Here is a 17434-nt window from a genome sequence, read left to right on the forward strand (position 1 = left end):
GAGCCTAGAGGCTCTTAACCGAATGGCACTAAGTTAAGATATAACCCTTGCCCTGACTGGTTCCTAGCCTGAAGGCTGGGAACCCATCCTGGGAGGCTCCGCCTCCTCTTTCTTGATGAGAGGCAGAGCCTCTTGGAATACATTCCCAGCCTCCAGGCTGGGAACGAGACGACACAAGCCTTTGGGCTTTACAAGCGTGCCATTCGTCTCTACATCAAATAACCGTTTTATATTTCAGGCTTTTGCATCCCCCTCGTTGCGGCCTTGAGTTTACTTACCAAAGTTTTCATCGCCGATTCCGGTTGCTGGCGTGCTACAGGTTTTTGTTGTCCAAAGCCGTCAAATAATTCATTGAGCTTAACCGTAAAGCCCAAATACGCCCCACCTGCGGAACGTGTTCCTGAGAAATCCCGGTCATCAACTTTACCAAAGACGTAACCAGCAGAAACGCGCAGGTTAGGCGTGAGGTAGTAGCCTGTTTCCACAACAAAGCCTGTCTCACTGTAGCTAGACTGACTAATTACACGAGCTTCACCCACCAAATCCCAGCTATATCCCAAACGATAGGTAGCACGTACTTGGGCCAGATTTACTGTGCTAGTACCGGCTAAATCGTTAGCTATGTAAGAGGTACTGTTACGCAACGCATACTTCCCGTAGAATTCCCATTGCCAGTTAGGAGCGTAAATCGCTTCTAAAGCAAAGGTATGGTCTTGGGAACCCGTACCACTTCCTAACAGGATGGTGTCAGGGATGGTTGACGGATTTTGACGATATTCATAACGCAATAAAGCATTAAATTTATCGCTATTGGGGTCGCGGTAGGCTAAACCCAGCTTCAGGTTAGCAGTTTCTCCCAATCCTGAAAGCTTTTGATTGGAAGAACCGGCTTGTTGATAACGTACCAAAGCTGTGAGAGCCGGAGAAATTTTACCCGCTGCACCTGCGGTAATTACTGTATTACCACCACCAGAAGAGGAACGATGTTCATAACGGACGCTAGCCTGAAACTGCGGATTATCACTGTATTCCAGCCCCACACTGTAGCTATCTCCCCCATCAAATCCGATCGCAGATGCTGCTTGACCAAAGGCGTAGGGTTGGGCATATTGTTGACCCGCCGCAGTGCGTCCGAAGAAGTTGCCAAATACGTGTTCGTAAGCAACGTTCAGCCGCAATCCAGAAGCAATAGTCCAGTGATTATTTAGACCAATCGCCCCTTGGGTAGTCATTTCGTTAGCACCACCCAAAATTGAGTAACGACCGGTCAAGGTAGTATCAGTACCGAGTTTGTGTTCACCGTTGACACTCAAGCTAGTGATGGAATTACCCGAATATTGACCGCTACTGTAATACTGTTGGGCTAAACTGACATTGACACCAGGAATTACCGCCCAATTCAACCCTAAAATGGTACGGTCTGGGTAAACAGTATCTTTTTGGGAAGATAAGCTGAGTTCATTTTGGGCTTGGAATGTCAGGTTTTTAGCTAGAGGAATAGAAAAACGCGATCGCAGTTGATCCGAATTACTACTTAAACTACTGTCAGGGATGCGATCTTCTAAATGACGATGAATCCAATCCAAATCGATAGTGGCGCTACCCAAGCGTTGTTGAATCCCAGCAGAAATCGTAGTTAGCGAATTATCAACCTTGCTACCAGGTATCGCCTCATAACGCGGTGCAAACAGTTCTTCAAAAGTGTCTAGGGGTTGGGGAGCAATCCCAAAATTGTCTTCGTGGTCGTATTGCGCTCTAACATTGGTAGTTGAGGTGAGTCTAGCTGTAACCTGCGCTCCATAACGGGCTTGTCCTGGGACAAAGCTGATAGTGGCATTATTGGCAAAACCTGTATCAGCAAAGCGATAATAGGCACGACCTTGAATCCCATTAGCAATCTTTCCTTCAGCTTCTAAACGGTAGGCATCACCTCTGACTTTTCCCACAACATCAGAATCATTTGTTGAATGGGCATATTCTGCGATTAACTTACCGTTGTCACCCAAAGCAATCAGCGCATCTGCACCGTAGAGTTGAAAGTCGCGCACCCCGTGATTTTCTTGAACGTAAGTTGCTCCAATCCAACTTTCGGAGTTAAGTTTGCGGGAAAGGTTATATTGCAAACGACCAGCATAGATGCTACCGTCAGAGTCTTCGCTGTCATATTGATAGCTAACAACGATCCGGCGTACCAACACTTGTCCGGTTTGATCGATATCGGTGCGAAGAATAGGTTCGCGGAATATTAATGTACCGCGATCGTAGTCGATTTCGTAGTCTGGGCCTCGATTAAGCTGTTTGCGTTCTAATACAGTCCCAGGACGATTGAGTTCTTCTAACTCGATAAAGACATTTTCACTACCTGCTTGTAGTAGTCTGCGAGAGAGGAAGTAATAACCACTAGTACCATCAGGAGCAATGGTATCCCGTTGAAACCCCTCTAAGTGGTCGCCATAGAAACCTGTAATTTGTAGGTTTCCTAAGTTGTAGTTAGCTTTAAAACCGTGGAGTTGACGCGTAATAGAAGTAAATTGCTGCGATCGCCGCGCAAATTCTTCTGTGTTATAGTCACCCCACATAGCATAATCAGGATCGGAACCAGGGGTACGGGCTGAACGCTCAAAACGCAGAAATACACTGTCAATAGAAGGAGCGACCACATCAACTTTTGAGCTATCGCCGTAGACAGGATAGTTTTGCTCGCTGAATTGGTAAGTTCTAAACAGGCGATTATCGCAGTTGCAATCTTCATTGAGACTACGAGAACTGTTATATGCGCCTGTAAATAACCATTCCCCGATCGCACCAGTGGCAAATATCGCTGAATGGAAATCTAATTGGGTTCCGTTATTTTTGTCAGGAGGGAGGAAATCACGGAAACTGCCGTAATAATTTGTACCTCTAGCGCCCAAACGTAAATCTATGACACCAGTCACCAAACTCGGACGCAGTGCCGTTTCAAATTGTAGTTGGGTAAAGGCTTCTAAATCATTAGCGATCGCGCGAATTGTGACAGTTTCCGCCTTCAATTGCGATCGCAAAGTCGCTGTAAATTGCCCCGCTTTCGCCTCCACTTGAAATCCGGGTTCATCAGGTTTGAAGTCTTTCCCGACCAACTCCCCAGCAGTGGGTATAAGAGTGACAACAGCATCACGATTAGAACGATTGCCACTTGCATCGATGAGTTGACCTCGGATTGTCGCCGTAGAACGTCCATCTGCTGGAATACGAGACTCAACTGTTTCTAAAGTTAATTGCTGCGGCGTTCCCCGGACTGCGACTTGCACTGTTACAGGGGGTTCTGTTCCTCCAACAACTTGTGCAGAAATGGTGTTTGCACCTTCTTTTAACGAGACACCATACCATGTCTGCGTTACCAAGTTGGTGGTAGCATCAGTTTCCGTCCGTCCTACTAAAGAAGGGTCTACCAACGCCCCATTCACCCGCAATTCCACTTGACTACCTGCGGGAAACTGCACAATTACCGTGCTAGCTTGTACATCTACAACACTCTCAGCCGTCGGACTCAGGATTTTGATTGTTGTAGAGATCGGGACAGTGGGGGACACGGGAAGATTTTCATTTACCCTTTGTCCCCTTGTCTCCTTATCTTCTACTCCGGCAATTTTGCGTAATCCTCTAGGCAAACCTACAGAAGTTGCGGGTTGAAATGGTTGTATTTCCCTTGTAGAAACATGAAATAGTGTTTCAGTATTTTTGCGTCCGTCGTTCTTGTTCTCTATTCCGGCAATTTTGCGTAAGCCTCTGGGCAAATCAACAGAAGTTGCGGGTTGAAATGGTTGTATTTCCGTTTCACTTGGCTGGATATCTGGAATTTCAGGAGCCGATACTGAAGAAGTTGAGGCAAATTCGAGAGGTGGAGAATTCAAAGCCTCTCTCCTAGAAGGGGAGAGATTTTCCAGGGATCTGGAAAAATCAGGATCTTCAACACCTTTGTCGGCTTGCAAATGGGAATCAGGGAAAAGGAGTTTTTCACTAGTGATTTCTGCTTTGACAATTCCAGGGTACAAAACAAGGCTGAGAGCTAGTATTGGCATTGCCCCCATCAATCTCAGGTTAAATGTAGTTATACAGTGCAGTCTGGGTTTCATTTCTTGACTGGCTCCTGAAATGTGGGGGTGACAGCGAAGTTCATGCGTACCAAGCCACCAGGCTCTAAATGCACCAAGCGAGATTGGCTATTTCGTTCGCGGAATTTTTCGTTATGAGCTAGGGTGTAACCAGCTACACTGCTAAGGTCTAGTACACCTGTGTGGTATCCAGGTAAGGCATTAGCTAAGGAGAACAAACCATTAGGATCTGTAGTGATGCGGTTTCCGTCCTCCAGAAAAATCACTGCATTGGGTACTCCCGGCTCACCACGCTGTTGTTCCCCGTCAAAGTTTTTATCAACAAACACCCGACCGATAATCGTGCCACAGTCAGAAACGATTCCTGGACGAATTTTCAATTGGTGTGTTGCTGGGCCATCCTTAGTACTAAAACGGTTATCAGCTCGTTGAGCATTAACGATCGCAGTGTTACGACCATTACCACGCACCGCATCGGTTGTTAATTGAGCAGCGTAGGCAATATTCAGGACTTTATCAGTAGGAATCGTTACGTCTGTGCGGAATGTGACTGTGTTACCATTGCGTTCTGAGGTAATAGTGATTAGTTGACCATCTAGCTCTCCCCGCACAGATTTCGGCAAAAACTGGAATCCTAAAGGTAGGTTGTCGGTGACAAATATATTATTCAAACCAGCATCAGCAAGATTTTTTACCGACAGGCGGTAGATTACCGTATCTCCAGGTTCAGCAGTAGCGCGATCGCCTGTTTTGATAATCTGCAACTGATTGGCTTGACACAAATTTGTGGTGAATTCAAAGGCTAATAAATCCAGTCCCACCGTTTCTGCATTGGGTACTAAAACAACTGTTTGCTCTACCCTGGTTTCGCCTGTGAGACTGATTGGTTGACCATCCAGAGAACTAGCGACATATCGCACAACACCATTAGCTTGTGTGCCACTGCTAGCAAGGATTTCAATCTTGACCCGCCGCTGTTTGTAGATAGAATTTGGTGGTGGATTAACTACAAAAATGTAGGTTCTACCTGGAGCAGTTTGACCCTTATTCGGATCGAGTAGAAAATTGTAGACACCCGCAGGGTTATTCGTAACGAAGTAGGGGTTACTATTCTCGGTATTCGGCGATTTCCCACCAGGAACGTTGTTATTAGGAATATCTGGTAACTCCGTTCGAGTCAAAGCAACCAAGCTACCCAATTCTGTCCCCGTTGGGTCGCTAGAGTTAGGTTCGTATACCCCAACTGAAAAACCTGTATAGTCAGCTAAAATTGTCCCAGCGCAACCTAGAATCCGCCCTAATGGATCGAGTAATGGGCTAGGACTAACATTGATTTGCTCAGAACTTCCTTGATATTGGTAATTACTAGCAGAATCTGTATAAGTATAAGTAGCTTGATTTATTAATGGCACAGACGCAACCAGATTGTTAGTCTGTTGCGCGATCGCTGGTATAGATATAGTAGTATGCAAAAAACTTCCCAGAAGAACAGTCACTGTTAACCGTCGCCACCAGCTACCGCTAGAAGTAATTTGCTTTTGGTTTTGAGGACGGCTCACTGAACACATCTCCTCTGAAATGTCAAGCTTGTTGTGAATAAAAGCACTTATTTATTTGGGGAAATCCAGTTAGGCCAAAACCCTTTAAAAATCTCGTTTCCAGGTTTCATCTGAAAATATTGTTGATTGCGGCTATTTTTCGAGTCAGAAAAGCGGCGTGTCCTTGCGTCCCAATCAGCGAACTTGGGTTTGATAAGTCGCCTTGACTGTTGTCTTAGCTGCAAGTGACGGAATCTGCAAACGGATATGTGTGTAAGCAGTGGCTGGGGCTGGTTTTGTTTCCACCTTGCCACCGGGAAGAGTAACTTTAACAGTGGGATTTTCGACGAAGCTACGCCCGCCATCAATGCTGTAAATAACTTTGGCATTGTTGGCGACATTGGTAGAATTCAGCACGTAGACCATTCCTTTGGGAATAGGTTGATTAAAAGTCAAATTCTTCACTGGGCGATCGCTCTTATTTTCGCCACTCAAGGTATATCGCAATACATCTCCTGGTCGCACCACAACTTGACCTTTCAAAGGTTCCCATTTCTGGCTTTGCTTACCCTGCTGATCCTGTGCTACTACTTGCTTTTCTGCTTCTAAACGCAATTGAATTTGCCCTTGAGTTTTGATATTCTGAGCAACAGCACTGCCTGAATGCCATACATTTGCGAGTCCCGGAATTTGACCAACAAATGGAACTGTCGCAATGAGTGCGATCGCTCCTAAACCTGCAAGAGAAACACGCTTCATATAAATAACCTCAAAAAACTTCCAGAATGTTGATTGTTGACTTATCTTTCCCAGCTTTGGCTCAGAAAAAGTCACTCTCCTATTTGCTTGCTGTTTAGGGGTTGGGGATAAGGTTAAATGGTTGCGGCGATAGCACAATTTCTTAGAATCTGCGAACGTCACAGTCCCCAATCCCAACGAATTAGTTAACCTTGCGTTGGAAGGTAAATGTTCTTTGAATACCCGGTGCGATCGCGCCAGTAACAGTATCTACATACTTAGCAACATCAGTGTTTACCGTAGTTCCAGTTTGGTCGATGCCAGAGTTAGTAGCTGGATTACCACTGAAGAATTGGATGGTTGCAGTCCCAGAATCCTTGGCTGAACCAACAATGTTGCTAGTATCAATTTGACCGCTGGCATCGTTGTCTAATGCCCAGTTATTGGGGCTTTGCGTACCATCTTCAGTAATCACAACTTTGTTAGCATTCAAAATCACGTTACCGGTTCCAGCTTGAGGATCGGAAATATTTGTGTACTGAATTTGGTACTCAATAATGTTTCCTGGTGCGGGCTTCTTCGGAGCGATACTGAATGTGCCATCATTCCCCTGGACTACTGGCCCAGTTCCTTGTAAGACTCGTGACACTTTCAGCAGTTTCAAAAAGCCAGTATACACGCGATCGATAGTGATGTTGGATGAATCAAAGGTATTATCATTCCCACTATCCTTGATTCCATCAGCATTAGTATCCGTTGTGTAGTTATCAATCGAAGCAGTGATGGGTACTGGGAAGCCTCTATTAATATCAGTAGATAACTGCGTACCTGGAGGTAAATCAACTTCTACACCATAGTTGATACTTGCACCAGGAGCAACGTTGGAGATTGTAATTGCTGTACCAGGTGTTGTAAACACTCCATTATTGTAAGTATAAACAGTAGACAGACTATTATAGGTAATAGTCACCTTCGTATTATTCGGTAAATCTCCTATATTTACTGGTGGCGTTGGCTCTATCTTCAAAACACCTGAGTCAGTACCACTATTCTTAACTGTATTGGTGAAACCAACTGATTGGGGATCAAGTGTACTACCAGGTGCTGTACCAGCAGGAACGAGAGAAGATTTGTTAGTGAAGTCATCGTTGGTCAGACCTGATGGTCCAGTGGCATCTGGGGCATTTTGTGGGCCGTTGAGTAACGCTGAAGCAATAGGTGCTTGCACCGTGAAGACGTTCGCCTCACCGCCAGTACCAGTACCACTGTTGTTATTACCTGTGTCAGTTCCAGTTTCTGGAGTTGCTGGAGTGTTAATATAGCCATCATCAACGCTAGCAGGTGGTAGAGTATCAGGAATACCATCACCGTTGGTATCTGTACCCGCAGGAGGTGTCATACTGCCTGGAGGCCCGTCGTAGTTGCTGGGATTTTGGTCGCCAGATTCGTCGTATACTGGGAGATTACTGGTAGGCGTTTGACCAAACAATTGAGCGATATTAGCGACAGTTAAGGGTGAAGTTGCAGTTGATTCAACAGCTAGCTGAATCGAGAAGCCATTTACCGTTGTACCAGGGGCAATGGAAGTAATAGTCGCTGGATTATTGATAAAACCAACGCGAGTGACTGAGGCCAGAGAGGCTGGTGCTGTCGTAGTCCAACTAGCTGTATTCGCATTAGTTGTAACTGGGTCAGTGGTATAGACAGTTTGCCAACCAGGAGGTGCAGTTGGTGCTACTGCCAAATCTGTACCCGCAGGAATCGCATCAGAAACCAAAATATAGTTGCCAGTAACAGTATTAACTTTGATGCTTGTACCCGTCAAAGCTGCTGGTGTAATTCCCTGCCCTGTGGGATCATTGGACTCAACTCGCAAACTCAAATCGTAGGTCAACTTGTCATCTGTAATCGCAGTGGTGCCAGCATTGTTATAGCCACTGCGAACCTTGAGAATGGTGGCTAAAGCGTAGGTCTTCAGCGTTACACCAACTTTAATTTGCTCGGTGGCGCTAGCTTCCCGTGTACCATTAACTGGTGTACCAGATACCTCACCAGTAACACTATTATCGGGGTTATCTACGCTGAACACGTCACCACCATCAGGATTCCGCAGTTGGTTTTGAGCATCACCAGGAGTGTTACCAAGGGTAACGGTAATTATGTCATTAGCTTGGGCACCAGCTTGTACAGTGACTGGCACACGCACCAAGACAGTACCATTAACCGGAACTGAGGGTGTATCTACGCCGCCTTGTGGGACGTTTATCCAAGTTTGACCGCCGTCGGTGCTATATTGCAGGCTATTAGGTGTACCACCATTTGGTAATGTGCCAGAAACTGTACCCGGCCCAGTTGTTGTTGCTTGGTTGGGAATGTGGAATTTAGTGGGGTCATTACCTACGTTGGTCAGGTTGTAGGTGTAGATTAGTAAGTCGCCAACCTGAACTGTTGTATTAGTAGGGCTAGTGGTGTTGTCTGTTACACCAGACGCTGTAACGGTGATTCCAGCAACCTCCGCTACAGTAACTACGACCGTGTTAGAAGTGGCATTTATAGTTGTCCCTGGATTGTTGGGATCTTCATAGGTCGCTGTCGCAGTGTTACTAATAGATGTACCCGCAGTAGTTCCGTCAGCTAATACAGGTGCAACAAATTGGAAAAGGCTACCAGTTAATAATGCTGTTGCTACTAGAGATTGGTAAGGCTTATGCTTCCTGTTGACAGATTTATTTCGATTTATCATAGAAGTAGTTTATTTATTTGCTGAACTTGTATCTCAGATTTTGAGACAGGATAAAGTTCGGCAATTCTTTAAAGAATTACCGATTACATCTCCCCAAAACCTTAATGTTTCGGGTAGCGTATATTTGATTTGTTAAATTATTGACACTCCTTAAAACTACATTGAGGCAATAAGCAGAAATAACTTGCCTACTTGTTTTACGCTTACCCTTGAAACTCAAGGTTGTCAATCGCAAAAATGTGTAATTTATTACTGTATTTTGCTGAATTATCGATGTAAATAGTAATGTAGCTTTTGTAGCAAAAAAAATCTTCCGTATAAATAAGTAACTTCTCTAGCTGTGAATAAGTGCATCAAAGCTGAAAAATTAACTTTATTTTGGCAACACACATCGGAATTTTAATGGTTTAATCAGATGCTAAAAACACTAAAACTTATATATGAAAATGCTTTTGAGTCTTTGTTGTCAGAAATGTATACTGTTCTCTGGAGTCATTTAGATAAAAAAATTGAAGGTTAACTAAGTGATCTAGATCACTTAAATAGGATAGTAATTTCAATAGATGCAATTTTCTCATAATATCAATGCAATTTAATCATATTTATTTAACGTGTTAATACTGACTAGATTAAACTATTTACTTTTTTTTCAACATGTAATGTGTACGTATAAACACTAAAAATAGGTATTACTAGTATTAAAGTTTTACAAGATTCATTCCTCTCAATACTAAACATACCCGATATTTTTAGTCGGGTATGTTTGACTGGTATTTTTGCTCGTGTTAGTATCAGGCGACAGTGACAGACAAATAGGGAAAGCTAGTTTATGACTCAGGCAATCAAAACCCAAACCCAAACCCAAACCAGCACTGCCTACTTTCAAGCCTTGAAGTGTAAGGAATGTGGTGCGGAATATGAACTCAAAGCCAGTAATGTTTGTGAGTTATGTTTTGGGCCGTTGGAAGTCAAGTATGACTACAACGCCCTACGTCTGACTGTCACTCGTGAAACAATTCAAGCTGGGCCCAATTCAATTTGGCGCTACCGTCCCTTTTTGCCTGTCGCAACTGACAATGTTATAGATGTGGGAACTGGTATGACTCCCTTGGTTCGTTCCCACCGTCTTGCCCGTCGTCTGGGTCTAAATAAACTTTATATAAAAAATGATGCCGTGAATATGCCCACCCTGAGCTTTAAAGATCGGGTGGTGTCAGTCGCCCTCTCTAGGGCGCGGGAGTTGGGTTTTACTACTGTTTCTTGTGCTAGCACTGGTAATTTGGCAAATTCTACAGCTGCGATCGCAGCTCACGCCGGTTTAGACTGCTGTGTGTTTATCCCCGCAGATTTAGAAGCCGGTAAAATTATCGGTAGCCTGATCTACAGTCCCACCCTAATGGCCGTCAAGGGCAACTACGATCAAGTAAATCGTCTCTGTTCGGAAGTTGCTAATACATACGGCTGGGGTTTTGTCAACATCAATCTGCGTCCTTATTACTCTGAAGGTTCTAAGACGCTAGGCTTTGAAGTTGCAGAACAACTAGGCTGGGAACTACCCGATCATGTTGTTGCTCCTTTGGCATCTGGTTCACTATTTACAAAAATTTACAAAGGGTTCCAAGAATTTGTCGAAGTTGGTTTGGTAGAAAACAAGAGCGTCCGTTTCAGCGGCGCTCAAGCTGAAGGTTGTTCACCCATTGCCCAAGCCTTCAAAGAAGGACGCGACTTTATTAAGCCAGTTAAACCGAATACAATTGCGAAATCCCTAGCGATCGGCAACCCAGCAGACGGTATTTATGCTGTGGAGTTAGCTCAGAAGACTGGTGGTAACATTGAATCAGTCAATGATGCCGAAATTATTGATGGCATCAAGCTGCTGGCAGAAACCGAAGGCATCTTCACCGAAACGGCTGGTGGTACAACCGTTGCCGTCCTGAAAAAACTGGTAGAAGCTGGCAAAATTGATCCAGATGAAACTACCGTGATTTACATTACCGGCAATGGTCTGAAAACCCAAGAAGCAATCCAAGGCTACGTTGGCGAACCCTTGACTATTGATGCCAAACTCGATAGTTTTGAACGGGCCCTTGAGCGATCGCGTACTCTCGATCGCTTGGAATGGCAACAAGTCCTTGTTTAGTTATTTGTCATCAGTCATTTGTCCTTTGTTCTTACAAAGGACAAATGCAAATCCCCACTTTTCACTCCTAAATTTCTACTTGTATGGCTGTAAAAGTTTTAGTTCCTACGACTCTTCAGAGTTTTACTAATAATCAAGCTACTCTAGAATCCACCGGTAGCACTATTGCTGAATTGTTAGATTCCTTAGAACAAAGCTTTCCTGGTATTAAATCCCGGTTGTGCGATGAACAAGGTAAGCTACGCCGATTTGTAAATTTTTACGTCGATAGCGAAGATATCCGCCATTTAGATGGTATAAACACAACTCTTAAAGATGGCGATGAAGTAAGTATTGTCCCCGCTGTCGCAGGTGGTTAATACAGAGAACACCAAATAAAATAGAAGCCTGACTAGACAATTAAATTATTTGAGAGATTACCTCATTCCCAGTCCCCAACTGGGAATGCCCATTAGTGGGCTGCTGCCTCTCTTACTCGCTACAGAGACGATGCAGCCCAGCCAGTATTTCCAGATGATTATTAGGTGAAAACGAGATTTTCTCCCATATTTTGGCTGAAGTTGACACTAATAAGCAATGCCGCACAACTTATCTTGTGGGATTGATTCTACTTGGCTAACTATGCAGCAATTATCTGAGCAAGTCTTTGTTGCCAAGACTCGTTGTTATCAATAGTTAAGATAATCCGCTTGTAGGATTCATCTCGCAATTCAAGGGTTAAATAATTTGTCTCTCGATTCACATACCAAAATTCTTTACCCCGGTTAGTGTAATAAGTTCCAGCCTTAATCACTCCAGGAATAAAGCTACCAGGGGCACGCAATTCTCGCCAATTACTTTGGGCTTCCGCTGTTGTAACTTGTTCAATATGGGCTAGTGATATTTGCCAAAGCTTATTCAAGCGAACAGCTAGCAGTTGCTCTTTAAACGTAAATTCTATCTGCAATTTATCATCAACTATACTTAGGTTCATGATTAACTTTTTCGTCAGTAATTTGTTATCTAGTATTACCCACAAAAGTCCAATCATAAACAGTATTTGCTAGGTATTAGCAAGTGCCAAAATTATTCATTATGACTGTAAAAATATTTACAAAAAACTAAAATATGATACTAAATATATATAGCAATCCTATTTGATTTGTTCTCCACCGACAGACTCAGATTCGCGACTGATTGAAGAAGTCGGGGATCTTTTTGTTCGTAACGTAAGTATATCCAATTAATGACAGGCTTTTTTGATGTCCTAAGAGGATGTTTTAAAAGTTCTTTGGTCGGTAACAAAACGTTTTAGATCCCCCTAAATCCCCCTTAAAAAGGGGGACTTTGATTCCGGTTCCCCCCTTGTTAAGGGGGGTTAGGGGGGATCTAGAAGTGCCTAAAATTACATCTGACCACTTTTAAAACATCCTCTAAAGTCGCACACTTATGGGAGCTTAATTAACGACAAGATAAAACTATATTTTCTTGTTACAATTCATAACTATCTACTTCGAGTAACTATTAATTTGTGCTAGTGGTAAAATTTATAGCTGATAAAAATATCCAATTACAGAGAAATCAATATTTGTATTTTATGGGTAAGTATTTGGCAATTTGGCAGATTGTGATTAGAGTATCTTGATATATTGCAGAAATTACCAAGATGTTTTTACTTATTATACAGAGGACGGGCTAAACCCCGTCTTTTTTTATTGCTGATTATTTAGCATTTTGGCATTAACTTACAATCAAACTGTGATATACAGCAGATTGCAAATGATTAAAACATTAAGAGTAAGCTCAACTACCATTCTTGTTGTTCATATTATTTGCTAGCCTTACAAACTATTGAGTTTTATTTGTGCTAATTTATTTGTAAGCAGAATTAGAAAGTAAAAGTACTCCGCAGAATACCAATGGTAACTGAGTCACTATCTGGTGTGTTACCAGGCTGTATAAGATGAATTATCCCTGGTGTAATACTGATATTATCTGTTAGCTGTAAACGATAAAATGCCTCAATTTGAGTTGTCGTTCCTGGTTGTCCACCAGCACGTCCTAAACCTGTATTGATAAAATCAGGGACATTATTCCCTACAGGTAAGTCGCTACTAGTGATTTTAGGGGGTTGACCGACATAAATTCCCCCTAAATTTCCTTTAGCAAATAAATCAGGGAAATTGAGAAACACCATATAATTTGTCGTTTCTACATTTCCCGATTGCCCAGGAATATAAGATTTAGTATAACCACCCCACGCACCTGCGGTAATGCGAGGAGAAATTTGCCAAGTGAGAGTCGCGCCCACGGCGTTAGTTTGCAGGGGTGCTGATTTCCCGGTAGTGGTATTAACTGTAGTTAAGCATTCATCGCCAACAAAGGTTAGCAAACAACCATCTGAAGCGTAATTGTTAACGTAATACAAACTTAAATCTAGAGTATCGGTTGGGGTCAGCAGTAATTGCACACCTGTAGTGGTGGTTCCATCAAACAAACCGCTACTTTTATCGGGATTTCCTGGTTGATAACTAGTATAAATTGCCTGCAAACTAGCGCGTTTAGCAAATTGCCAATCAATAGCTATACCGCCGTGACCGTATCCCATATTTAAAATTGGGTTTCTTTGGGCAAAATAAGATAATGGCCCTGTTGCAGCACTTTCTACCCGATTGGGGCCTCGGAAAGCGGCTGGCATACTTACGCCTTCTGTTCCCACCATTACTGCTAATTTATCTGTCACCAGCCAATGAAAATTGAGGTCACTTACAATCAAGTTGTCTGTAGGAAATTCGTAGCCAAGTAAAACATCATTCCGAGAAACACTATTGGTAAATCTAGGCACAGTAGTACCTTTCCCATCTATAAGACCTGTAAACAAGTAACTACTGGGAGTGATTTGACTAGTTAAATATAGTTGCGCCAGGGATATAACATTAATGTTTGTTCCTGCATCATCTGTATCTTTTTGTCCATCTCTAGGATTAACATCACCACGATTGTTAGTCCGTCCTTGAATGCCAACTATTAATAGTCCACTGAGTTTGGTTGTTGTTGAGAATTGGTTGGCTTTGATTTCGGCGGTTCTGGCTTCTAAATTATCGACACGACCCCGCAAAGTTGCTAATTCAGGGGCAAATTCTGACTGCAATTTTTGTAATATTGCTAAATCTTCGCGAGTGACTAAATCACTGGTAGCTGTAGTGATTAATTCGTTGACTCTATCTAAACAAGCATTCACACCCGCAGCAAATTCATACCGAGTTAAGGCGCGATTACCACGATAGCTGCTATCTGGATAGCCGGCTATACAACCATAGCGTTCTACTAAAGACTGTAGTGCTTGGAATGCCCAATCGTTAGGTTGTACATCCTTGAGTTGAGATACCGATGTAACTTGCGCCATCGGTTCTTCTGGAGAGAGGGAGGGAGATGAGGGAATAATATTATCGCTCTTAACTCCTGACTCTTGAGTAGTTCGTGTATTTATGTACTCTTGTGCTAGTGCTTTTTGTGCAACTCCATTCACTCCCGCAATTAGTAACCATGCGAGCATCCAGGTTTGGCAATGACTGCGGCTAATAAGTATAGCTTTCAACTTTTTACACTCGGCTCACATACTTAAGTGAAGAGTGTATTCGCGATCATATAACGTTTACATGGGGACATTTACGGATTTTGTCCCAAATTAGACTTAACGCTTCTGGGCAACTTCTGAAAGGGCGAGTATAACAGGGTATTGGGTATTGGGGACTGGGGACTAGGTACTGGGTACTAGGAAAGAGTTTTCTCAATCCCCAATCTCCAATCTCTAATCCCTAATCTATGGCAAATCGCTCACGCAAGCTCACGCCAAAAGCCTCGAAACTAAATAAACCTCCTGCTGGTGCGATGAAACGTGTCGCTAAAAAACCCCAGAAAAAGCTAAAACGGGGAAGTTGGTTGTCGTCAATGCTAGCGATCGCAATTCTGTTAAGTAGTGCTAGTCTAGTTATAGCTTTTGCCTGGATTAGTGTTCTCTTCATCTTCAATCCAGATCAAGTAAGCTGGCTAAATAAAATTTTACCTGCATGGGCACAAATCCCCCTTGGTAAGCACGAACGCCCCCAAACCCTCAAACAAATCCAACTCGATTTGAGTAAAAAAAACCAAATATTTGGGAAAACTCTGCCTTTACATGAAGATGTGAAAACCTCATTTTTACTACCAGTTTTTCAACAACGTGCTAATTGTCAATCTGATTGTGAAGAACTGGTGGAACTCAGGGTTTACGAGCTATCACAAGAGTTAGAGTTTAAATCTCAGTCAGAAAATTATTACTATCTAACGACTCAATTACCTGTAACTGGCCCAGATGAATCCTTTGTGATTTCTTCTTTGCTTGATGGGACATCAGAACCCCAGGATATCAGCATTCCTCTACCTTTAACTGAAGTGCAACGCTTTGAAGGTGGGACACCATCACCAGGGGTTTGGTTTGATTTGCGGGGTAAACGCCAACAAGGAACTGGTGCGATCCGCTACGGTTACGTCGTATACTACAATCCAGAACGCACGAATTTACTACAAATGTTGTCTTGGACTAGTCCTAATGGACAATTACCCAAATGGCAGCAGGTAACTGGTGATGGTACAAAAGAGTTAGTTATCGATGAAACAGTAGGTTTAGAACCGCACTTACAGGTTTACCAAGTCAAACCTCTGAAGTTATTCCTCAAACCAATTCAATTGGAGGCGATTACCCTCAAATCATCAGTCTTCAAGGATTCTGGATACGAAAATGCCCTGTCAATTGCCCGTAGTGGATTGTGGACACCAGCCTTTGAATGGTTGAAATTCATCAAGAAACAGCGCAAAGGAATTTTACCAGAGGCGGCGCAAGCGCAAATGGATTTGATTCGCTTGCATTCCCAACTTACTAAAACTCAAGCCCAGAAAATTTGGGCAAGTCCTAGTCAAGAAGTGTTGGCAGATTTGATTGATGGTCGCTGGGAGAAAGCTTTACAGGTGTTTGAAGCGTCGTCACATAATGCCCAAGAAATTGCGACTCTACTCAAAGCTGATGAAAAACGGTTGTGGAATCGCACAGCCGCGGCGTTGCGGGTGAACCCAAATAGACTAGAGGTGCAAGCTTGGTTTGCCTTGATTTTAGCAGTTCAGCAAGGAGAAGGACATGCTAATTCTTGGTTAAAGGCGCAACCAAAAGTTACAAAAGAGAATCTTGCCTATATTCAAGGTCTGTTGGCAAGACTCAATGGTGAAGGTACAAAGTCGCAAATATCCTCTACTCACCTTAGTCAGATTGTTGGTACGGTGCAACCAATTACTCAAGTTACCAACACCGAGTGGCTGCAACCAAATTCCCCAGCAGATTTGAAACTCACAGATAACCAAGTTTGGTATCAGGTGGAGGTGAGTGCATTTAATGACGGGAAACGCTGGCTGAATTTCCCCTTTGAGAATTTCAACCCACCGAAAACTGACGCGGCGAAATTTTTCTGGAAAACTTTGGGAATCACTTCTGACCCGGAAATCCAAATTGTGGTCTGGTTGCCAAATGGAGAACAAAAAATTACTATAGCCGCTATCAAAGCGGTGCAACTACGGGATAAAGTTTTACGCCTGTTAGCTGCTGGGCCAAAAATTCCAGATAATCAAAACGATGTTCTTCAACCCAAACCTTTAGCCCTGACCAATGCAGCACTGGAATGGGTGCAACCATCTCCCATTACTCTACGAGAACTGCATCAACAAAATCCCCAAGCGGTGAAGGTAATGCTATCGAGTCTGTGGCAATCTTTACAGCAATCTGGTGAAGTTCCGGCTGGTGCTATTCCTAGCTTTGAGCAGATGCAGGAAAAGTTGGGTGATTGGCCCGTTCAAGTGATTGATTTAACAAATAACGCTCAACCAGAAATAATACTGACTATCTCACCAGAAGCAATAGCATCTTTGAATCAGCCGACACCTGGAATTCAGGGGGGGAACACAGAGCAACGCCGTGACCGGACGATAATTTTGTCTGATAGCAATGAAGTTATTTACACTGATTTTACAGGAAATTACTTACAAAAACTCTCGGCGATCGCCAAGCTTTCAGGGGTGCAATCCTTAGCTTTATTGGTAGAAAATGCTCATAACTACAGTTTGAGACGCTGGTCAGAAAAAAATCAACGCTTTGAATAGCACGCCCCTGACTCAAATT

Annotated in this window: 9 protein-coding genes; 3 read left to right on the plus strand and 6 right to left on the minus strand. The window is 43.3% G+C overall.

Annotated features, from left to right (window positions below; all coding sequences use genetic code 11):
- Nucleotides 1–227 precede the first annotated feature (227 nt).
- The 4 genes from V7K62_RS22495 to V7K62_RS22510 all read right to left on the minus strand — a co-directional run bounded on the left by V7K62_RS22495 (nucleotide 228) and on the right by V7K62_RS22510 (nucleotide 9110).
- Nucleotides 228–4112 carry an Ig-like domain-containing protein gene (locus V7K62_RS22495; protein ID WP_334867995.1) on the minus strand — a complete coding sequence of 1295 codons (3885 nt, stop codon included), beginning with the start codon at nucleotides 4110–4112 and terminating at the stop codon, nucleotides 228–230.
- Nucleotides 4109–5659: a hypothetical protein gene (locus tag V7K62_RS22500; RefSeq protein WP_334867996.1), complete on the minus strand. Its 1551-nt coding sequence runs from the start codon at nucleotides 5657–5659 to the stop codon at nucleotides 4109–4111. Before V7K62_RS22500 ends, V7K62_RS22495 begins: the two co-directional genes overlap by 4 nt.
- A 165-nt stretch (nucleotides 5660–5824) precedes the next feature.
- Nucleotides 5825–6388: a hypothetical protein gene (locus tag V7K62_RS22505; protein WP_334867998.1), complete on the minus strand. Its 564-nt coding sequence runs from the start codon at nucleotides 6386–6388 to the stop codon at nucleotides 5825–5827.
- 181 nt (nucleotides 6389–6569) lie between these two features.
- Nucleotides 6570–9110 carry a beta strand repeat-containing protein gene (locus tag V7K62_RS22510; RefSeq protein WP_334868000.1) on the minus strand — a complete coding sequence of 847 codons (2541 nt, stop codon included), beginning with the start codon at nucleotides 9108–9110 and terminating at the stop codon, nucleotides 6570–6572.
- Nucleotides 9111–9939: 829 nt separating this feature from the next.
- On the opposite strand from V7K62_RS22510, the gene thrC reads away from it, so the two are divergent.
- Together thrC and V7K62_RS22520 are read left to right on the plus strand one after the other, a co-directional pair.
- Nucleotides 9940–11250: a threonine synthase gene (thrC, locus tag V7K62_RS22515; protein ID WP_334868002.1), complete on the plus strand. Its 1311-nt coding sequence runs from the start codon at nucleotides 9940–9942 to the stop codon at nucleotides 11248–11250.
- An 83-nt stretch (nucleotides 11251–11333) separates the two neighbouring features.
- A complete protein-coding gene (locus V7K62_RS22520) occupies nucleotides 11334–11609 on the plus strand; it encodes a ubiquitin-like small modifier protein 1 (RefSeq protein WP_179064724.1) in 276 nt (91 codons plus the stop codon).
- A gap of 260 nt (nucleotides 11610–11869) precedes the next feature.
- Here the strand turns inward: V7K62_RS22520 and V7K62_RS22525 are convergent, their stop codons facing one another.
- A complete protein-coding gene (locus V7K62_RS22525; protein ID WP_334868004.1) occupies nucleotides 11870–12223 on the minus strand; it encodes a hypothetical protein in 354 nt (117 codons plus the stop codon).
- 894 nt (nucleotides 12224–13117) lie between these two features.
- A complete protein-coding gene (locus V7K62_RS22530) occupies nucleotides 13118–14785 on the minus strand; it encodes an iron uptake porin (RefSeq protein WP_334868083.1) in 1668 nt (555 codons plus the stop codon).
- 269 nt (nucleotides 14786–15054) lie between these two features.
- Between V7K62_RS22530 and V7K62_RS22535 the strand changes: the two genes are divergently transcribed.
- Nucleotides 15055–17415, plus strand: a complete 2361-nt coding sequence (locus V7K62_RS22535) for a hypothetical protein (protein ID WP_334868006.1) — start codon at nucleotides 15055–15057, stop codon at nucleotides 17413–17415.
- Nucleotides 17416–17434 lie beyond the last annotated feature (19 nt).

The sequence above is a fragment of the Nostoc sp. genome (assembly GCF_036917935.1).
Classification (GTDB): domain Bacteria; phylum Cyanobacteriota; class Cyanobacteriia; order Cyanobacteriales; family Nostocaceae; genus Nostoc.